This is a genomic window from Streptomyces sp. NPDC001868 (assembly GCF_040297125.1).
GTDB lineage: Bacteria > Actinomycetota > Actinomycetes > Streptomycetales > Streptomycetaceae > Streptomyces.
In genome coordinates, this window is the sequence record NZ_JBEOYO010000038.1 from 1 (window position 1) to 17910 (window position 17910).

At 69.1% G+C, this 17910-nt stretch carries 17 protein-coding genes; 10 read left to right on the forward strand and 7 right to left on the reverse strand.

Features of this window, described 5'->3' with window-relative positions:
* Together ABT147_RS32920 and ABT147_RS32925 are read left to right on the forward strand one after the other, a co-directional pair.
* Positions 1–309, forward strand: a 309-nt coding sequence (locus tag ABT147_RS32920; protein WP_351413188.1) for a hypothetical protein, incomplete at its 5' end; no start/stop codon positions are given.
* A gap of 1345 nt (positions 310–1654) precedes the next feature.
* Positions 1655–1804, forward strand: a complete 150-nt coding sequence (locus tag ABT147_RS32925) for a hypothetical protein (protein WP_351413021.1) — start codon at positions 1655–1657, stop codon at positions 1802–1804.
* A 356-nt stretch (positions 1805–2160) separates the two neighbouring features.
* On the opposite strand, the gene ABT147_RS32930 is transcribed toward ABT147_RS32925, so the two are convergent.
* Together ABT147_RS32930 and ABT147_RS32935 are read right to left on the reverse strand one after the other, a co-directional pair.
* Positions 2161–2346, reverse strand: coding sequence for a hypothetical protein (locus tag ABT147_RS32930; protein ID WP_351413023.1), 186 nt, complete (start codon positions 2344–2346; stop codon positions 2161–2163).
* A gap of 280 nt (positions 2347–2626) precedes the next feature.
* Positions 2627–2800, reverse strand: coding sequence for a hypothetical protein (locus tag ABT147_RS32935; RefSeq protein ID WP_351413025.1), 174 nt, complete (start codon positions 2798–2800; stop codon positions 2627–2629).
* A 971-nt stretch (positions 2801–3771) separates the two neighbouring features.
* Here ABT147_RS32935 and ABT147_RS32940 point away from each other — a divergent pair.
* Complete coding sequence (locus ABT147_RS32940) at positions 3772–4164, forward strand: hypothetical protein (protein WP_351413028.1); 393 nt, start codon at positions 3772–3774, stop codon at positions 4162–4164.
* A 132-nt stretch (positions 4165–4296) separates the two neighbouring features.
* Here the strand turns inward: ABT147_RS32940 and ABT147_RS32945 are convergent, their stop codons facing one another.
* Positions 4297–4479, reverse strand: coding sequence for a hypothetical protein (locus tag ABT147_RS32945; RefSeq protein ID WP_351413030.1), 183 nt, complete (start codon positions 4477–4479; stop codon positions 4297–4299).
* A 172-nt stretch (positions 4480–4651) separates the two neighbouring features.
* Positions 4652–5620, reverse strand: a complete 969-nt coding sequence (locus tag ABT147_RS32950; RefSeq protein WP_351413032.1) for a protein NO VEIN domain-containing protein — start codon at positions 5618–5620, stop codon at positions 4652–4654.
* A gap of 189 nt (positions 5621–5809) precedes the next feature.
* On the opposite strand from ABT147_RS32950, the gene ABT147_RS32955 reads away from it, so the two are divergent.
* On the forward strand, positions 5810–7801 hold the full coding sequence (locus ABT147_RS32955) for a DNA/RNA helicase domain-containing protein (protein ID WP_351413035.1): 1992 nt from the start codon (positions 5810–5812) through the stop codon (positions 7799–7801).
* A 52-nt stretch (positions 7802–7853) separates the two neighbouring features.
* Here the strand turns inward: ABT147_RS32955 and ABT147_RS32960 are convergent, their stop codons facing one another.
* The gene (locus ABT147_RS32960; RefSeq protein ID WP_351413037.1) at positions 7854–8228 is read right to left on the reverse strand and encodes a hypothetical protein; all 375 of its coding nucleotides are present in this window, start codon (positions 8226–8228) and stop codon (positions 7854–7856) included.
* A gap of 599 nt (positions 8229–8827) precedes the next feature.
* Here ABT147_RS32960 and ABT147_RS32965 point away from each other — a divergent pair.
* Together ABT147_RS32965 and ABT147_RS32970 are read left to right on the forward strand one after the other, a co-directional pair.
* A complete protein-coding gene (locus tag ABT147_RS32965) occupies positions 8828–9070 on the forward strand; it encodes a hypothetical protein (RefSeq protein WP_351413039.1) in 243 nt (80 codons plus the stop codon).
* A gap of 122 nt (positions 9071–9192) precedes the next feature.
* Positions 9193–9738 (forward strand): endonuclease domain-containing protein, encoded by a 546-nt coding sequence (locus tag ABT147_RS32970; RefSeq protein ID WP_351413041.1) that lies wholly within the window; start codon positions 9193–9195, stop codon positions 9736–9738.
* Between the two features lie 115 nt (positions 9739–9853).
* On the opposite strand, the gene ABT147_RS32975 is transcribed toward ABT147_RS32970, so the two are convergent.
* A complete protein-coding gene (locus tag ABT147_RS32975) occupies positions 9854–10333 on the reverse strand; it encodes a hypothetical protein (RefSeq protein ID WP_351413044.1) in 480 nt (159 codons plus the stop codon).
* Between the two features lie 93 nt (positions 10334–10426).
* Here ABT147_RS32975 and ABT147_RS32980 point away from each other — a divergent pair, with 93 nt between their 5' ends.
* The 4 genes from ABT147_RS32980 to ABT147_RS32995 all read left to right on the forward strand — a co-directional run bounded on the left by ABT147_RS32980 (position 10427) and on the right by ABT147_RS32995 (position 15998).
* Entirely contained in the window at positions 10427–11365 is a 939-nt protein-coding gene (locus ABT147_RS32980) for a hypothetical protein (RefSeq protein ID WP_351413046.1), read from the forward strand.
* The gene (locus ABT147_RS32985) at positions 11362–14001 is read left to right on the forward strand and encodes a DEAD/DEAH box helicase (RefSeq protein ID WP_351413049.1); all 2640 of its coding nucleotides are present in this window, start codon (positions 11362–11364) and stop codon (positions 13999–14001) included. Before ABT147_RS32980 ends, ABT147_RS32985 begins: the two co-directional genes overlap by 4 nt.
* 582 nt (positions 14002–14583) lie before the next feature.
* Positions 14584–14757: a hypothetical protein gene (locus tag ABT147_RS32990; protein ID WP_159062920.1), complete on the forward strand. Its 174-nt coding sequence runs from the start codon at positions 14584–14586 to the stop codon at positions 14755–14757.
* Between the two features lie 92 nt (positions 14758–14849).
* The gene (locus tag ABT147_RS32995) at positions 14850–15998 is read left to right on the forward strand and encodes a helix-turn-helix domain-containing protein (RefSeq protein WP_351413051.1); all 1149 of its coding nucleotides are present in this window, start codon (positions 14850–14852) and stop codon (positions 15996–15998) included.
* A gap of 57 nt (positions 15999–16055) precedes the next feature.
* Here the strand turns inward: ABT147_RS32995 and ABT147_RS33000 are convergent, their stop codons facing one another.
* Positions 16056–17378, reverse strand: coding sequence for a site-specific integrase (locus ABT147_RS33000; RefSeq protein ID WP_351413053.1), 1323 nt, complete (start codon positions 17376–17378; stop codon positions 16056–16058).
* Positions 17379–17910 lie beyond the last annotated feature (532 nt).

Consider the following 17910-nt stretch of genomic DNA (forward strand, 5'->3'; position numbering starts at 1 on the left):
AACGAGGTCGCGGAGCTCATGGCGACCGACTACTCGGAAGCCCTCATGGACGAGATGGGCAAGCTCCAGGAGGACCTGGACCACACGAACGCGCCGGGGCCCGCTGCGCGGGCAGGGGGCGGGCCGCTGCGCGGCACCGCCCCGGGATGGCTCAACTCGGTGCATCACCTGCGGCGTTGTGTAGGTATTGGGGTTTCGGGCCACTCCCTCCGCTGCGCTGCGGGGGGAGGCTGGCAACAAGAGGAGGGGGTGCGGCCGGTGGTCCGGATCGGCCAGGATGGATCTTGCCGTCATGACGGCAGGCCGTAGTGCCGTCACTGGCCTGACTACTGACGGTGCTTCAATCTTGGGCCCAGGATGGACTCTGGAATGGAGGCTGCATCACTCTGCATCACAGCTTGGACCTATGTAGCGTTGGCGGCTCCTGTGGACACCCCCTGCGGGGTGAACACGGGCCTGTCAACACCCGGGCGCGGGTGCGGCGCAACGCTGTGCGCCCGTCTCCGGGCCTCGCGAGGGTGGGCCCGAACCGAGGGAGCGGAGCGCGATGACCTGCGTAGACACTCGCTATGGGCGTGGTCCTGGCCGTGTTGCGTGCCACCTCTCGCCGGGCTCGCCGAGCCGCTCCGCGCGGGAGGCCAGCCACCCGCCCACCGAAGCCCCACACCCCCGCACGGGCCACATCTGACGAACCGTCACCCGCCTCGGGCGAATTCGGTCGGTCGCCCGAAACGCCGTTTCAGCCCTTATATAAGCGCGACCATAATCCCCTTCTGGCCTTTCTTAATTCCGCCTCATAAACAAAGTCCTGCTATAATATAGAGGTAAGGCATTAACCCCCAAAGGGAAGGAATATGCCATGACTAATGAATTCACGAAGGAGACTATAGGTGTTCGAATTGAGCGCAATGATGTACCTATTGGGTACGATTTATTATCTAATTTGCTTGTTTGAGAAGTTCGTTAATCGCAAGAAGTAAGACACGTGCTGGGGCCCCGGGTGTGTGCTCGGGGCCCCAGCACAGCCTTGCGTCCCGCTCTACGGGCAGCCGGCACCAGAAGCGCTCCCGTGCGCATGAGGACAACGGGCACCATCGACGAGGCGCTCGGCAGAAAGCCGTCGAGAGGCGGGGACCCCCGCACGAGATCTAGAACATCGACGAGGCGCACAAGGTCACGTCGGCCACCTTCAACGCACTGCTGAAGGTGATCGAGGAGCCGACGGAGCACCTCAAGTTCATCTTCGCGCCCGCCGAGCCCGTGTCCTGGACAAGCCATGCTCTTCGAGGAGGCCGAGTCCAGCATCGTGATGATCCGCCACAAGTAGGCGCTGACCAGGCGCAGCGCTCGGAACTGACCGGATCCTGGGCCGAGGAGCTGCGGCTGCCCGCCCGCGGCCCCGCCGACGCGCGCGAAAGGATCGTGGGCGCGCGATGAGGTGCTGCAGCCCTAGATCTAGTGGTGCGGCAGATACAACGTTGCAGGTCAGAACGTAACAATGGCCCAGAAGTTGTGGTCCCCCGGGTCCTAGGTTTCCGAGGGTCGGCCTATGCTTGGTCCCGTTCCTCCAAGGCACCTGCCCAGCGCTTCACCCACCGGTGAAGGGCCCGGCGCTAGCCCGGCCGGGCTACTCCCAGGCGCCACGGAGGTTCAGATGGAAGAAAAGACGACCGCTGACGAGGGTGACGAGCAGGCCGCCATCGAGCGGCGCCGGGAACGGCGCCAGCTCATCTGGCAGTTGCTGATCAACTTGTCGCCAACACTGGCGGACGTCGCCATCGACGTGGTGCAGCAGCTCTTCTAAGGGAGAGCACGAGGGGCGCGGTCGTACCAGGCCCGGGCAGCAGGAAGCCCGGCCGGATATCAGACGACCGGGCTCACTGCTGTATCGCTACGGAGGGCCTCTGACCTGGGTTGCAGCCCGGGGAAGGGGCCCTCTGGTGTGTAGACCGTGTATCTACACCCGCCTTCGATCGTACCCGTCCTCTGTAGCGTGGCCTACAGGGCAGTCTGCGCAGGTCAGGTCCGACGTTATTGAGTTATTGCGTACGCAATTGCGTACGCACTAGCGCTACCGCAGGTCAAGAACCGTCGCCCCGCTCTCGGCCGCTGTCGGACCGGCGCCCAGAGCGCTGCTGTGCAGCCGGGCGCCGCCGTCCTTCAGCGGCCGCCAGCGACGCCGAGCACGACGGTGAGGACGGCGGCCAGGGCGGCCACGGTGGCCAGGCCGGCGGTGACCGGACCGTTCAGCGACGGGCGGCGGTGGACCAGGTAGACGACGGCACTGACGGTCAGCAGAACAACCAGCACCAGCAGTAGGACGACCAGCAGCGCGAGCGTGGACAACGGGATTCCCCCTGGGATCGGATGTGGGTCTCGGCAGCAGGGGTCCGCGCGCGGCGGTGAAGATCATTCCGGCGAGGGCGGGCAGGGCTCCGGGACGTGGCGGGCACAGAGTGCTTCGCGCGGTAGTTAGCCCCGCAACTTTCGTGCTGACTCTGGCTACTCTTCGCCAGACCTCCTTGCCAGGCTCCGTCCGGGCGCTGTAGACGGGTGCGCCCGCTCATGGCTGAACCTGCGGGGTCTGGGCTCCCGAGGCCCCCGACCACGCACAGGCAGGGCCGGTTCACCGGGCGAGAATCGCGCCGACCAGCGTGGCCATGACGGCCACCGCGCCGAACGCGGCGCCGAGCGGCTGACTCCACGACGGGTGGCGGTGGACGACGTAGGCGGCGCCGACCGCGAGCAGCACCACGACGACGACCAGGAGCAGCGCGACGAGCAGAGCAAGCGTGGACACGAACGGTTCCCCCTCGGGATTCGGGCACACCCCCGGAGGAGGCGTGCGGACGGTTGGGCGGTACAGGGGCGGAACTCCCTTGGCCCTTGCGGGGCGTGGAGGCGTCCCGGACAGGGCGGCTCAGGGTGCCTGGCGCGCGGGTTAGCCCCGCAACCCCGCTCTGACCAGGCCGTTTACAGTGCGTGTGTTCCTGGTCACAGGAGTGGCGAACGTAAGCGACTTGCTCCGCTGAAAACAAGACCGACCATGGCACCCACGCGGCCGCCATTCGATGCTTCTGACCTGCAAAAACGCTCGCCTGAAACTCTTGAATGCCTGCCGCCGGTCCGGTACGCCCCAGGTAGACGGGGGGCGTATGGCATCCTCACCCGGTCACCGGAAGAGGCCGCCGCAGGAATAGCGCGGCATTGGCCGCAGAAGGACTGTCGAGCCATGGATGCGTACGCGGACCGGAGTTCACCCCGGCATACAGTGCGCGACCGCAGGTCAAAGACCTATGCGCAGGTCAGGACCGGTTGTTGCCCGCCGTGGCGAGGGGCGCGGGTGACGTAGGCGGCTTGCTCCACCGGAAACGAGGACAAGTCGGTTGCCCCTCAGGGTTCGGGCACGCCCCGGAACGAGGACGTGCGGTGGTTGGACGGTGGGGATCTTCCCTCCACTGCGCCCCTGTGCCACGGGGCCCCTTGAGCCACGGGAAGGAAGGAGGCCCAGACAGGACGGCGCCAGGATCACGGATGCAGGAGTTAGCCCCGCAACCCAGCCCTGACCAGCCCGTTCACGGCCTGGCGGTCCTGGCCACAGGGCGGCAAGACGTGGCGGGTGGCGTCGACTCTTCCCCCGCCTGCGGGCCCACCAACAACGTGAGGTACTCGCCTGCGGCCAAGCCGGTCTCGGGGAGCGGGAAGTTCACTGCCTCGCACGCGCACGACACGCGCGCTCATTGGGACCCGCCACCGCGCCAGGCCGGGGCGGTGAAGAAGAACTTCACCGCCCGCTTCCCGGCGGACCGCCAGGAGCCGCCGGAGGTGAACCCGGCGCGGTGGTGCGGAGCTGGCAGCGGGGGCGGCCAGGATGGGCGGATGACCGACCGCCGCCCGCTGGGCACCGGATGCGACCGAGCCGACCTGTCCCGCACGGGAGACACCGAACTGCCGGACGCGCCGCGCGCCCGGCTCGCCGCCGAACGCCTCGACGTCCAAGCAGCCACGGCCCCGGCACCCGCACGGCCGGCCGGACGCCGCGCCCTGGGCACCGGGGCGGGTGCCGATGGGGCGCGCCCTCACGCGCACGTACGCGTGCACCGCCCCACGACAGTGACCACGCCCCCGGCTCATTGCCCAACCAGCGAAAACACCCCGGCCTGACAAGCCGCCACTGGGTACGGGGCGGCCTGGCCCGGCTGTCACAGCCCCGGTGTCACCGCGTCGGTCACGGCCGCGGTCACTGCTCGGGGACACCCACCCACTGACACCAAACCGGCACATCGCACAGCACCGTCACCGGGATCCGGCGGTGACGATGGAGGTGACGGCGGTGATGAGGATCGCCGCGGTGGCCAGGGCGACCGTCACCGGCTGGGTAAGCACCGGCCGACGGTGAACGGCGTACGCCACAGCGCCGACGACTAGCAGGCTGACCAAGATCAGCAGCAGGCCAACCAGCATGGTGAGTGTGGACATGGGGGCGGGTTCCTCTCAGCGGGAGGCGCACCTGGGTGGGGGTGCGTGGGTGAGCGATTGCGTTCGTTGTCCGCGTCGCTGCGGTGGCGGGGGGCATGTGCTCTGCTGACCGCGGGACAAGTGACCGGGCGTTGCCCTTCGACTCGCTTCCCGCGGTCAGGTGTTGTGGGTGTCAGTTGGGCTGCGAGGGAAGCCGATACTCGTACTTGCGGGGCCGCAGGTCTTCTTCGGCGGGTTCCCAGTTCGGGTAGAGGGTGACGGTGTCGCCGGTGGCGGTGTAGGGGTCGGTGCGGGTGTCGACCTTGATGTCGCTGACGACATACAGGTCGACCGTGTTGTTCGCGTCCCGGGCGTGGAGGACCTCGTTGATGGTCAGTTCCACGCTGGTGGGTGCGCCGGTGGTGCCCTTGACTTCGACGTGTCGTTCCTCGGTGCCCCGGGTGCAGCGCAGGTCGTAGGGCTTGCCCAGGCGTTCCACGGTCCAGCCGCGGTTTTCGTAGTGGGCGACGGCGTGGTCTTCGGCGTGCTTCTCGATGGCGGTGCGCTTTTTGGGGTCGGAGATGTAGCCGGCTCCGCGGCGGCGACGCTGGGGTTTCTTCTTGCCGTCGACCTGGTCGGCGGTGAAGCCGGGGGACTTGTCGAGGGGAACGACTTCGGGCTTGGCGGGGTCGACGGGGATGCCGGCTCGCTGCAGGAGGGGCAGTGCGGGCATCGGCACGAGTTTGCCCATGCCGCGGTCGGTGCCGGAGCGGCGGATGGCGTCGCTGCCGGCTTCGGTGAGGGGTCCGTCGGGGCCCAGGGGGACGTCGGGGAGGACTGCCAGGGGCTCGATGCCGAAGCGGCAGGGGTACTTGATGCGCTGCTCTGCTTCTTCGTCGGGCCAGTGCCAGGCGGTGCCGGTGTAGAAGTCGCTGCGGACCTCGAAGAGGTAGAAGGTGGCGGTCTCCTTCAGCCAGTTCTCCAGTTGGACGCGGGGGGAGGCACCGGTGGCCAGGACGGCGAAGCGCGGGCGGGCGCCGTCGTACTCGGGCTTGGTCTCGGGGAATCCCCAGGAGCAGGTTTCGATGCCGTACTCGAGGTTGCGCTGGGCTTCGGTGCTCTGACCGACGTGAACCATGAGGAAGAGACTGGGAGTTGCCATGCAGGGCATCATAATGGAGTCACTACGCAGCGGTCGATATGGTTCTGATCTTGCCCGAGGGGCGGGTCACCGTGGCTGAGCCGGTCGATCGCTGTGCTGGGGAACTTCGCTGACGGGGCGTCGGTTCAAGCAGCGAGGGGGCGTGGTGATGGTGGGTTGCTGCTGCCGCCCTGGGGATGGAGAGGGGACGTGGCGGAGCAGATGGCAGCTGTGGCGGGCGGGGTCACGCGTGTGGCACCGGTGGAGACGGCCTCGGCCGCATGGCCGGGGGCGGCAGTGGCGTGTGCTGCCGCGGGCCGGGTGCGGGACATCGCCGCGGTAGTCAGTGATGCGTCGTTCCTCGGCCAGTGCGCAGCCCGGTACCAGGCGTCGGGGTTCGGGGTGCCGGGCGATGCGGAGACGCGCAGTTGGCGCCGCTCGTGGCCGCCGCTGATGGAGGCGCTAGTGCGGGCGGGGCTGGCGGATCTGCAGGTGTATCTGGAATACGGGACGCCAGGCGGGAGCCGGCGCCTGGACGCCCTGCTGATGGGAGTCGGCCCGGACGGTGCGCTTGTCCTGGTCGTGGTCGAGCTCAAGCAGTGGCAGACCTGCCGCATCCTGGACGGCCAGCGGGTTATGCGCAGCGACGGGGAGGTGACGGTCCACCCGGTCTACCAGGTGGCGGCCTACCGCAGCTTCTTCCAGCACTGGCTGCCCGCCGACGCGCCACGGTTGCAGGCGCGTGCGGTCGTGGTGCTGCACAACGCCACCGCCGCGCAAGCAGCAGTGCTGCGGCCTGCCGCCCCTGCGGTCGCCGACATTCCCGTGCTGAGCGCTGAGGACCTGTCCGCGCCCGCCGGGCAGCTGGCGGGGATGCTGCGGTGCGCGGACGTGCGTGCACCGGGCCGCGCCGAGGTCAGCGCGTTCGAGGGCGTCCGGTGGACGCCCTCGAACCGGCTGCTGGACCACGTCGGCTCCGTCCTCGAAGGCAACAGTGCCTTCGCCCTGGTGGGCGATCAGCAAGACGCGTTCGTACGGATCAACGCCGCCGCGTCCCGCCACTTGCCCGCCCCGGGCTCACCGAAGGCACCCGACGAGGCCGGGGCCGTCATCACGGTGCGCGGCGGCCCGGGCAGCGGCAAAACCGCGCTCGCCGTACGGCTGCTCGGTCGTCTGATGCGCGCCCACTCCGGGACCCGTCCCCGTTTCATCACCCCCTCCGGCACCCTGCGGGCCCACCTCCTGGACGCCACCCGCGGACACGCCGCAGCCCGCGAGCTCTTCCCTCCCGCCGGCTCCCTGCACAGTGCCGCGCGCCAGGCGGGCGCCCTCGTCATCGACGAGGCGCAGCGCATCAAACGGGGCGGTGCCAGCGCACTGCCACCGGACCTGGCCACGGTCGTGGAACACGTGCCGCTGGCCGTCATCTTCCTCGATGAGCGGCAGATCATCCGCCCCGACGAAGGCACCACCGTCGACGAGATCCACGCCGCCGCCCGGCAACTGGGACGTGTCCACCACCACCTGGAGCTCACCGGCTCCTTCCGCTGCAGCGGCTCAGCCGCCTACACCGCCTGGGTGGATGCCCTGCTGTACGGCGAGCCGATGCCATGGACCGGACAGGCCGGCTACGACCTCTCCCTGGCCGAGGACCCCTTCCAGCTCCAGCAGTGGATCGAACAGGCCACCACCGCCGGGCACACCGCCCGCACCACCGCCGGCTTCTGCTGGCCCTGGACCCGCACCCGCACCCGCGGCGCCACCACCCTCCCCCTCGACATCGAGATCGAAGTCCCCGCCACGAGCCCCAGCCCCGCTCGAATCTGGCGCGGCGCCTGGAACGCCGCCACCGCCCTTACCGACCCCGACGGCAACCCCCTCGCCCCCCATAGCCAGCTGTGGGCCAGCCACACCGGCGGACACCAGCAGATCGGCTGCATCTACACCGCCCAAGGCCTCGAATACCAGCACTCAGGCGTCATCATCGGCCCCGACCTCACCTGGAAAGACGGCCGCTGGCACGCCCACCCCGAAAACAGCCGCGACAAAGACCTCCGCCACCTCACCCCCGAGCGATACCTCCCCTACGCCCTCAACACCTACCGCGTCCTCCTCACCCGCGGCACCCACACCACCCGCATCCACACCACCGACGCCACCACCCACCACATGCTCGCGAGCCTTGTCCACCTGGGTAGGTAGCAGCAGACGCGAAAAAGCGCCGGACGTTGAGTCCGGCGCTGATTCTCTGCGGCTACCGCTTGTCGTGGCGGTTGCCGAACAGGATGTGGACAACGGGCAGGGCTCCGATCACCACAGCCAGGGTCCAGATTCCCTGCCAGGGCATCTGGAGGTCCACGGAGATCTTGAGCAACACCAGGGGGCCGACGACGGAGCCCACGAGGCCCAGGATGCGGGTCGAGGCGTTGATCATCTGTCCGGTGTGAGGGCCCGGCACACGCATTGCGGCCTTGAACTGCGCCTTCGTGACCTCGATGGCCACCTGGGCGTCGCTGCTGGGCATCTCTTCCTGGCCGACGGGGGTCGTCCAGGTCTGCGCTTCGGCCTGGGCCGACGGCTGTTCGCCGCCGCGGCCCGGAACAGCGGCCTGTGCAGAATTGTCGATCATAGGGCTGGGTCCTCCAAGGCGGTGATCGAACTGCGCACCGCGAATCGGCGCGCGACTCAGCTCGATCAGTCATCCCAGCCAGCTGCTCGCCCCTACGTGTCGTAGAGGGCCGAGTAGCGGGCTAGGAATCTCCCGCCCAACCGCTGGCATGAATGAAGCCGCATGTCGGATCCCTTCTGATCAATTTCGATGCACGGCGGTTGCCGCGGTCACAGCATACAGGCAATAGGACCGCTAAGTCACCCGTACATCACCAGATTGGTGCGCTCTCTTGTGGGGACCCTCCTGACCGGCGGCCCTGCGTCGCATGCAGGGGTCACCGAAGATCGACCAGCACCGAGGCCGCAGCGGCCGCTTTTTAACGCCCCAGCTGGCGTCTGCAGGACATCGGCCGTGTCCTCGGGCGGTCGGGCCCTCGACTGGCTCACCGAGTGGATGGGGCGATACACCTGCCTGGTCGGGGACGCCATGGACTAGCGGAGCGCACCCATCCTGACAGTTCGGAGCACCAATATGGTGGCTTTCAGGTGTAGTGATGTCATGATGGAGGGGCAAGGGGTGCCCGGCAGGCACCCGCCCGCGCTCTTAAGGAGGCTGATATGACACGTCAAGCGGACAAGCTTCATGCCGTACGCACGGAGAGTGAACGCTTCACCGTCACGCTCATCGCCACAGCAGCTCAGGCCGTCGCCAGGCTCATGCAGATCACCGGCCTGTCAAAGACCGACGTCATCAACCGGGCCGTACAGGTCTATGCCTTCCTCGCCCAGCAAATGGCCGAGGGCAAGGAAATCTACCTGCGCGACGAAGAGGGCAACACAGAACGAGTCCACATCGTCTGAGCAGCATCGCGTCCGCACCCCGGTTGAACACAGTGACGCCATCCGCCCGGCGCCCAAAGGCCAGACTCGCGACCGCCCCAGCCCCCCGCAGGTGCGCCGATGACCGGCACTACCGTCCGGTCATGGACTGGAACTTCACCGACGACGAGCTCTTCTTCTGCGGCGGGTGCGGCGACGACGACACCCCCAACCCGCGGGTCCCGCGTCAGGACAACACGCTGTGCGTCCGCTGCGACAGAACCGAGCGGCAGGTCCGCCGGTACCGGATCACCGTGCCACGGATGAACGCCATCATGCGCTTCCAGAGCGACGTCTGCGCCCTGTGCAAGGAAGCCCCGCCGATCGACTACTCCCCCGACACCGTCAGCTTCTGGCACATCGACCACGACCACCGCTGCTGCCCGGCCGGCGGCTCATGCGGGCGGTGCGTCCGCGGCCTCCTGTGCCTTCCCTGCAACGCCACCCGCCTGCCCGCCTACGAACGCCTCCCCGACGTCCTCCGCGACAGCCCTCGCTTTAACACTTACCTCAACAGCCCACCCGCCCGGCACCCTGAGGCCCGCCCCACCCCGCGAGACCATGCCAGCCCCCGCAACTCCTACAGCTCCATCATCGACGCCTTCTTCACCGCCGCGGACCATCCCGAGGGAAACACCCGCAGCCTCTAAACGCCGGCGGCTGGCATATCAGCCCTCGGGGGCCGGTCCGGGGTCGCGACGTTCGCCCACCCCGAGCGCACGACCAGGCAAATCGCCCTTTGCGAGCAGCAGGGCTCAGCAACCGTCATGCCGCAGCTGCTGCGCCAGCCGATCCGAAGACGTCGTCGAAGCGGTGCGCTCGCTCTGTGCGTACGAGGTGGAAGGCTCCGCTGCGGTGGCGCATGGCGTGGGCGGTGTAGTGGATGACCTCGGCCGGGGTGAGGACTTTCAGGTCGCCGAAGACGTAGTACAGCGGGGTCGGGGCGTGGGCCGCGGTGAAGAAGAGGCCGGCGTTGACGGTGTCGGTGCTGATGGCGTAGCGGTCGGTGTCGGTGCTGGGCATGCGGTCTTTTGCGTCGATGGTGATCAGATCGCTGCCGCGGGCGGCGATCAGGTCGGGGAAGTGCCGCAGGGCGGAGCAGGTTCGACGCAGGGCGTCACGTACGGCGGGCGGGTAGGTGCCCTGTCCGCAGGGATGGACGGTCCAGCCGCGTGCTTGCAGAGCGGCCGCTACCCGGTGTTCGTGCGCATCGCCTATCGCTTTGCGGTCCTGCCACTGCCTCACCGCGGTGCCCCCTCGAGTAAGTTCAGCAACCCACATGAGTGATACGAAGTGCTCACTGTTCGTACTACCCATCCGGTGGCTATGATGCCCCTCATGGCGGCATACGTTGACCCACGCTTTCGTCCCACGCTCTGGCCGGGAACTCCTGTGCCCGCACCGGAGTTGAGGCCCGTGCTCGGGGCGCGGGCCGACGGCGAATGGATCGTCTGGGAGCCCCATCTCCGATCCGAGGGGGAGGCCGTTGCGCTGCCGGAGGACTTCTACCTGCGTGAATTCATGGAACTCGACCCTGCGGATCTCGACGCCGTGGCCGCCGTGATGCGCGCCTACGGATCCCTGGGCGGCAACATCACGACAGGCGGCTGGGGCGAGGAGGAGTACGAGCGGCTCAAGAAGCTCACCGAGCGCAAACACCCGGTCCGCGGGCCGTTCTGCCTGCACGGCGAACTGGCCACCCTCTACGTCACGCAGGCCCAGGCAGCCATCACCACCTGGCTGGCCCTGCGGCGCGAGGGCGGCCTCGACGCGCTCGTCGAAGCCGAGGTCTCCGAGGAACAACTGGCGCAGTGGCAGTCCGACAACACGGACGGGGACAAGGTGTGGCCGCGCGACCTGGACCATATGCGGGAGATCGTCCTGGGAATGAGGATCAGCGGCCTGGTGGATGAGCTGAACGCCGCGCTCTCGCCGTTCAGTATCGGCATCGGCGGCCTGACGGACCGCTACCCCAGCGTCCTCTCGGTTGTCTTCCTCCAGCTGTACAACCACCTCGCCGAGGACGCCACGATCCGCGAGTGCGCGAATGAGACCTGCCGCCGCAGCTTCGTACGCCAGCGCGGGCGCGCCGAGTACGGGCAGAACCGCACCAGTGGCATCAAGTACTGCACCCGCGAATGCGCCCGCGCCCAGGCGCAGCGTGAACTGCGCCGGCGTCGCAGACAGCAGACCCTGGCGCTCCAACAGCCGCCGACCGAGAACCCGCTGCCGCAGGACGGCCCGGAGCCCGTCGGCCAGGCGGGAGACGAGCGATGATCAGTCTGCGGGAACACCAGGCGGAGGCCGTCTCGCGGATCCGGAAGTGGGCGGGGTTCCCCGTACGGGCGTCCGCGCCCGCTCGTGGACTCCGTGTCACGGTGGTCTCCGCGACCGGCTCCGGAAAGACGATCACGGCCGCGTGGGCCGCGCTGGAGTGCTTCCGCGGCGGGCGGATCCTCGTCATGGTCCCCACCCTCGACCTGCTCGTGCAGACCGCCCAGGCGTGGCGGAGGGTCGGCCACAACGGGCCGATGGCCGCGATGTGTTCGCTGGAGAAGGACGAGGTCCTGGAGCGGCTCGGTGTGCGGACCACCACGAACGCGATCCAGCTGGCGCTGTGGGCGGGGAAGGGGCCTGTGGTTGTGTTCGCGACGTACGCCTCGCTCGTGGACCGCGAAGACCCCGAAGATGTGACGGGCCGGGCGAAGGTGAGCGGGCCGCTGGAGGCCGCCCTGGCGGGCGGGGAACGGCTGTACGGACAGCGAATGGCTCCGTTCGACCTCGCCGTCGTCGACGAAGCCCACTCAACCACCGGTGATCTCGGGCGGCCGTGGGCGGCGATCCACGACAACAGCCGGATCCCCGCGGACTTCCGGCTCTACCTGACCGCGACCCCGCGCATTCTCGCCTCCCCCCGCCCGCAGAAGGGCACCGACGGCCGCGAGCTGGAGATCGCGACGATGGCCAGCGACCCGGACGGGCCGTACGGTGAATGGCTGTTCGAGCTCGGGCTGTCGGAGGCCGTCGAGCGGGGCATCCTCGCCGGGTTCGAGATCGACGTGCTGGAGATCCGCGACCCCTCCCCCGCCCCCGGACTGCCGGAGGAAGCACTGCGCGGGCGGCGCCTGGCACTGCTGCAGACCGCCCTCCTGGAACACGCCGCCGCACGCAACCTCCGCACCGTCATGACGTTCCACCAGCGGGTCGAGGAAGCCGCCGCGTTCGCGGAGAAGATGCCGCGGGCGGCCGCCGACCTGTACTCGGCCGAGGTCTCCGAGGAGGCCCTGGCCGACGCGGACGCCCTGCCGAAGTCGTCGATCGACGCCGAGTTCTACGAACTAGAAGCCGGCCGCCACGTGCCCCCGGAGAGGGTGTGGTCGGCCTGGCTGTGCGGCGACCACCTCGTCGCCGAACGCCGGGAGGTCCTGCGGCAGTTCGCCGACGGCATCGACGCCGGCAACAAGCGCGTACACCGGGCCTTCCTCGCCTCCGTGCGGGTCCTCGGCGAAGGCGTCGACATCGTCGGCGAGCGCGGCGTGGAGGCGATCTGTTTCGCCGACACCCGCGGCTCCCAGGTCGAGATCGTCCAGAACATCGGCCGCGCCCTGCGCCCGAACCCCGACGGCACGAACAAGATCGCCCGGATCATCGTGCCCGTCTTCCTCAAGCCCGGCGAAGACCCGACCGACATGGTCGCCTCCGCCTCGTTCGCACCCCTGGTAGCGGTCCTCCAGGGCCTGCGCTCGCACTCGGAACGCCTCGTCGAGCAGCTCGCCAGCCGGGCGCTGAGCAGCGGGCGGCGGCAAGTGCACGTGAAGCGGGACGAGGACGGGCGGATCATCGGCACCACGTCCGAAGAAGAGGGCGGGCAGGACGAGGCCGAGGGCGCGGTGGAGTCAGCGCTGCTGCACTTCTCCACCTCGAGGGACGCGGCGACGATCGCGGCGTTCCTGCGCACCCGGGTCTACCGGCCCGAGTCGCTGGTGTGGCTGGAGGGCTACCAGGCCCTGCTCCGCTGGCGCAAGGAGAACGGAATCACCGGTCTGTACGCCGTCCCGTACGACACCGAGACCGAGGCCGGCGTCACCAAAGCGTTCCCGCTGGGGCGGTGGGTCCACCAGCAGCGGCGCACCTACCGTGCGGGTGAACTCGACCCCCACCGCAAGATGCTGCTCGACGAAGCCGGGATGGTGTGGGAGCCCGGCGACGAAGCCTGGGAGAACAAACTCGCCGCCCTACGCTCCTACCGGCGCGCCCACGGCCACCTCGCCCCCAGACGCGACGCCGTATGGGGCGACGCCGACAGCGAACTGGTCCCGGTCGGGGAACACATGGCCAACCTCCGCCGAAAGGACGGCCTCGGCAAGAACCCGCAGCGCGCCGCAACGCGGGCCACGCAGCTGGCCGCGATCGACCCCGACTGGAACTGCCCCTGGCCACTGGACTGGCAACGCCACCACCGCGTCCTCACCGACCTCGCCGCCGACGAACCCCACGGAACCCTCCCCGACATCCAGCCCGGCGTCCTCTACGAAGGCGACGACCTCGGCAAATGGCTGGCACGGAAACGCGAGGCGAGCACCTGGGCGCAGCTGTCCACCGAGCAGCAGGAACGGCTGTCCCAACTGGGCGTGAAGCCCGTCCAGCCGCCGTCTCCGGCCCCTGCGGCCAAGGGCGGAGGGAAGGCTTCCACGGCCTTCAAGCGGGGTGTTCAGGCCCTCGCCCAGTACATCGACCGCGAGGGACACCATCGTGTCCCGAGGGGGCACTCAGAGGAGATCGCGGTAGAGGGCGAGGCCGCGCCTGTAGCGGTCCGGCTTGGGGTGTTTATGAGCAACACCAAATCCAGGCGGGACAAGCTCACCCACGACCAGCGCACCGCACTCACCGCACTCGGCATCGACTGGGCGTAGTAGCCCCGAGTTTGCTTCCCCGTCGAGCCGTGGCTGGTGACCCGTAACGAGTGAGGCCGACTGATTATGGGAGTTGCTGTGAGGCCGACTTCCCGATGCCAGTAGGAAACGTGAGCGGTGCGTGGCGCCTGGGGGCAGGCGGTGATTCCTGTCCCCAGGCGCGCACGGGGCATCCGCGGCAACGGACGTGATTCCCCTCGACGCTGCGGCGTGCTGTCCGGACCAAGGGATAACAGGCCGCGTCGCCCGGCTTCTCAGCCCGAGGGCGGCGACTGGAATTATCTTCGGTTCCGCGAAGGTGTTGCAACAGCGGCAACGTGCTGCCGAATGCCGGCGGACGATCGCAGACAACCTAGGCTGTGATCTGCGCAGATGTGCGGGGTTGTCCGGCTGGGCTGTCACGGTGGCGGACAACGGGTACACAGCGCGAACACGCCAGCCCCGGGGGCAGTACGCATCCGGAAAACGAGGGTGGGCGATCTGCTGTCGGCCGGGTTGCCCACCTGCAAAAGTGGACCATGCGTCGCGAGCGGCAACTCATGACGCCACGTCAACTATGTCCGGACCAAGGGATCTTTCTTCATGCACACGTGCCGCATTCACCTGCCCAAAGGCAGCAGTATCGACCTTCCCGGCTACCTGCCGGTGATCGTCATCGTCGTCGTCTTCGTCCTTCTCGGCTACGACATCAGCGCAGCCATCGCCGCGGTGATCGCCGTGGGAGCCGCTGCCCGGGAACTCGGGCGCACCGCCTGAGTCTTCCCGTCTCGGTCTGATGTCCGCTTCGGCGGTGCCACCAGTGGTGGCACCGCCGCTTGTCGCATACCGGGAAAGGGGTGCGGCCATCCATGGCACGACCTGAAAAACCTATCGCCCTTGATGCTCCGTTCGCCGCTTTCGCTCTGCAGCTGCGCGCTCTGCGCCGACAGGCGGGCAACCCGACCTACGACGCCATGTATCGGCGGATCGACGGCATGGTGTCGGTGACCACGCTCGCCAAGGCCGCCGCCGGCGACCGTCTTCCCTCACTTGAGGTGACTCTCGCCTACGCGACGGCGTGCCACGGCAACCAGCAGCACTGGACGGAACAGTGGCTGCTCGCGCAAGGAGACGCTCTGCCGTCACAGGCAGGCGCCTGGGCCGCTGTGCCGCCCACCGCGAGCACAGCGGCGTCTGCGGCAGATTTCGTCGAAGCCCTGCGCCAGCTGAGGCTGTGGGCCGGCCTGCCCTCCTACACCCAGCTCGCCCGCCTGGCCGGACTGGGCCGCACCACTCTGTGCGACGCGCTGGCCCCCGGGCGCGCCAGTCTCCCCAGCCGCGACGTCGCCTCCCGTCTGGTGCTCGCATGCATGCGCCATGCCTACGCGAACCGGTCATGGCTCAGTCAGGACGTGCCGATCGCCGTCACCGCCGAACAGGCACAACGCGCTTTCCTGCACATGTGGCACCAGATCGCCTCGCAGGAACTCGCCCGGCGTCACGTGTCCGAAACCGGTATCTCCGCAACGCCCCGCCCTTCAGCCACCGTGAGGCCCACGCGTCCGCCTGTCCGCCCAGCAGAGGAAGAGTCCGGCACGGTCAAGGAGCAGCAGTACGTCGGGCTCATCGACAGACACGAGGTCCTCACGAACCGCAGCATCCGGCCCGAGATGCAGGAACTCGCTGGCGCACTGCGCTCGCTGTTCGCCTCGCTGGAGATATCGGTGCGACGCTACGCCGCCCACACCTATGTGGCTCCCGGCACTCTTTCCCGATATCTCAATGGCCAACGCGTCCCCCCGCGGTCGTTCATCGAGGACTTGATGCGCACAGTCCGGGAGTCCGGTGCGCCGCTCTCCGAGCACGCACAAGAGCGCCTGTTCGAGCTGCACGAGAACGCTCTGCGTTCCTCCCCCTACCCCGGCGACCAGCTCAGTCTGCTGAGCGCCCGGCATGAAACCGCCCAGCGGCACATCAGGGAACTTCAGGAAGAGATCCGCCGGCTCAGGGACGGATGACTCTGTCACCACGCCTGTACCGGCTCGGCCGGCCCGGGGCCTTGCGGCGACTGGCAGTCACCCGGCGGCAAGGCCTCCAGTGGAGGTGTAGCGGGTGGCGGCCTGGACGCTGAGTCCGAACAGCTCGCAGATCATCGGCACGTCGCCGTCGGCGGAGCGGACCTCGTCGAGGATGCGGTCGGCCCGCAGCAGGTCGCTGGAGGCGGGGTACTGGCGGTACAGCCAGGGATGGCTGACGGCCGTGGTGGTCAGGGCGGTGCGGCTGGTGACGAAGAAGTGCGGGTTGGCGGTGTTCGGCCAGCGCCGGTTGCGGTGGGCGAGGTAGGCGGCCAGGCGTACGCGGACCGGTTCGGCGAGTGTGATGGTGCGGGCGGGCAGGTGCAGGCGGCCCGCCTGTAGGTCGCGGGCGTCGTTGAGGGTTAGGTGGCGGATCTCGGCGGCGCGCAGGGCGTGGAAGGCGATCAGGGCGGTGATCGCGGCTGTCGCCGGCTTGGGTGAGGTGAGGGCCTGGCGGATCGGGGCGGTGTCGGCGGGCAGGGGGATGGTCTGGGGGGCGGTGCCGACGCGGAGGTGGACGGCAGGGTTGCAGCGGATGATCCGGTGGGCGTGGAGCGCGGTGAAGACGGCACGCAGGCCGGAGGCGGTGTGGACGCGGTCGGTGCCGGTCAGGCGGCAAGCGGCCAGGTGGTCGCGGAGCTGGGCGGGGGTGACGTCTGTGAGGTCGTGGGTGCCGGCGTCGGCGAGGCGGGTGAGGACGGGCAGGGCGAAGTGCAGTTGATGGCGGACGGTTTTCGGGGAGCGGGGCAGGCTGCGCGGGGGCTGGAGGCTGCCGTGCAGGCGGATGGTCATCCAGTGGAGGAGCTGGCCGGTCATCGGTTCGGGCAGGAGGGCGGTGGTGCGGGCGAACCAGGCGTCGATGGCCGGGGTGCGGTCGTCCTCGTCGAAATGGTGGGCGGCGAGGAACTCGTGCAGGAGGCGGGCGGGCAGGCCGATGCCGGTCAGCTGGTGGATCAGGCTCGCCGGGACGGGAGCGCCAGGGGTGTCCTGCAGGGTCAGCAGCAGACGCAGCCCGGTGCGGGCCCGGGCCGTGGTGCTGCGGGCCCAGCCGCGGGCAGCGGCCCAGGCGGCCAGTTCCTGGCCCAGCCACTGGGCCAGGACCGGGTCGGCCACCGCGTTGTGCCCGCCCGCCGCGAGGTCGCGGGGCGGCGCAGGGAAGAGGGCCAACTGCCGGTGCACGGCCGGGGCAAGCGGAGCCAGCAGGCCGTCGGCGCCCGGGCCGGCCCCCGGGCCGGGGGCGGGGCGGCGTTCCTGGGGGCGGGTGCCCGCGATGGACAGCTGCACCCAGCCGCCCTCGAGGGCCCGGGCGTAGGACAGGTGCACGTTTCCCGTCGTGCGACGCAGCCGGGCGCGCTGCAGCCAGCACATCCGGCAGGCCCTGTCACGGTTGAGGGCGACGGTGCGCCCGCACCACACGCACGGCCCGCCCGGCCCGGACTTGGAGAACTTGCGGTGCCAGCTCAGGCAGCCCCAGCACCGCCACCGCGACGCCCTGCTCGTCCCCCACGCGAAACAGTCCGGACACGACCCTCGGCGCTCCGGTGACCAGGGATGGCAGCCGGCGCACAAGCCCTGGTGGTAGAAGAAGCCTGCCCTCCCGCATGCCGCGCACGGCGGCGGAACATGCGGTCCCCCGGGAAGACAGGTGAAGCAGACATCGACCCGCGGCACGGTGAACGCCACCGGCCGGATCCCACACCACGCACACACCGCCGGCCGGCCCGAGCGGCGGACGAGTTCCCTCACCGGCTCCGCCTCCCGCCCGCTGCCCCTCGCACCCAGCGCCGCACGTCCGGCAGGCTCGGCCCGGCGCCGCATCAGCCGCCCCCTCCCCGCTGTGGAACCACCCGCTCTT

What these genes read in the sequence shown, in the direction of transcription:
- ABT147_RS32925 (WP_351413021.1), top strand. Translation starts at nt 1,655, where the DNA reads ATGGAAGAAAAGACGACCGCTGACGAGGGTGACGAGCAGGCCGCCATC.
- ABT147_RS32945 (WP_351413030.1), bottom strand. Translation starts at nt 4,479, where the DNA reads ATGTCCACACTCACCATGCTGGTTGGCCTGCTGCTGATCTTGGTCAGC.
- ABT147_RS32950 (WP_351413032.1), bottom strand. Translation starts at nt 5,620, where the DNA reads ATGGCAACTCCCAGTCTCTTCCTCATGGTTCACGTCGGTCAGAGCACC.
- ABT147_RS32960 (WP_351413037.1), bottom strand. Translation starts at nt 8,228, where the DNA reads ATGATCGACAATTCTGCACAGGCCGCTGTTCCGGGCCGCGGCGGCGAA.
- ABT147_RS32965 (WP_351413039.1), top strand. Translation starts at nt 8,828, where the DNA reads ATGACACGTCAAGCGGACAAGCTTCATGCCGTACGCACGGAGAGTGAA.
- ABT147_RS32970 (WP_351413041.1), top strand. Translation starts at nt 9,193, where the DNA reads ATGGACTGGAACTTCACCGACGACGAGCTCTTCTTCTGCGGCGGGTGC.
- ABT147_RS32980 (WP_351413046.1), top strand. Translation starts at nt 10,427, where the DNA reads ATGGCGGCATACGTTGACCCACGCTTTCGTCCCACGCTCTGGCCGGGA.
- ABT147_RS32985 (WP_351413049.1), top strand. Translation starts at nt 11,362, where the DNA reads ATGATCAGTCTGCGGGAACACCAGGCGGAGGCCGTCTCGCGGATCCGG.
- ABT147_RS32990 (WP_159062920.1), top strand. Translation starts at nt 14,584, where the DNA reads ATGCACACGTGCCGCATTCACCTGCCCAAAGGCAGCAGTATCGACCTT.
- ABT147_RS32995 (WP_351413051.1), top strand. Translation starts at nt 14,850, where the DNA reads ATGGCACGACCTGAAAAACCTATCGCCCTTGATGCTCCGTTCGCCGCT.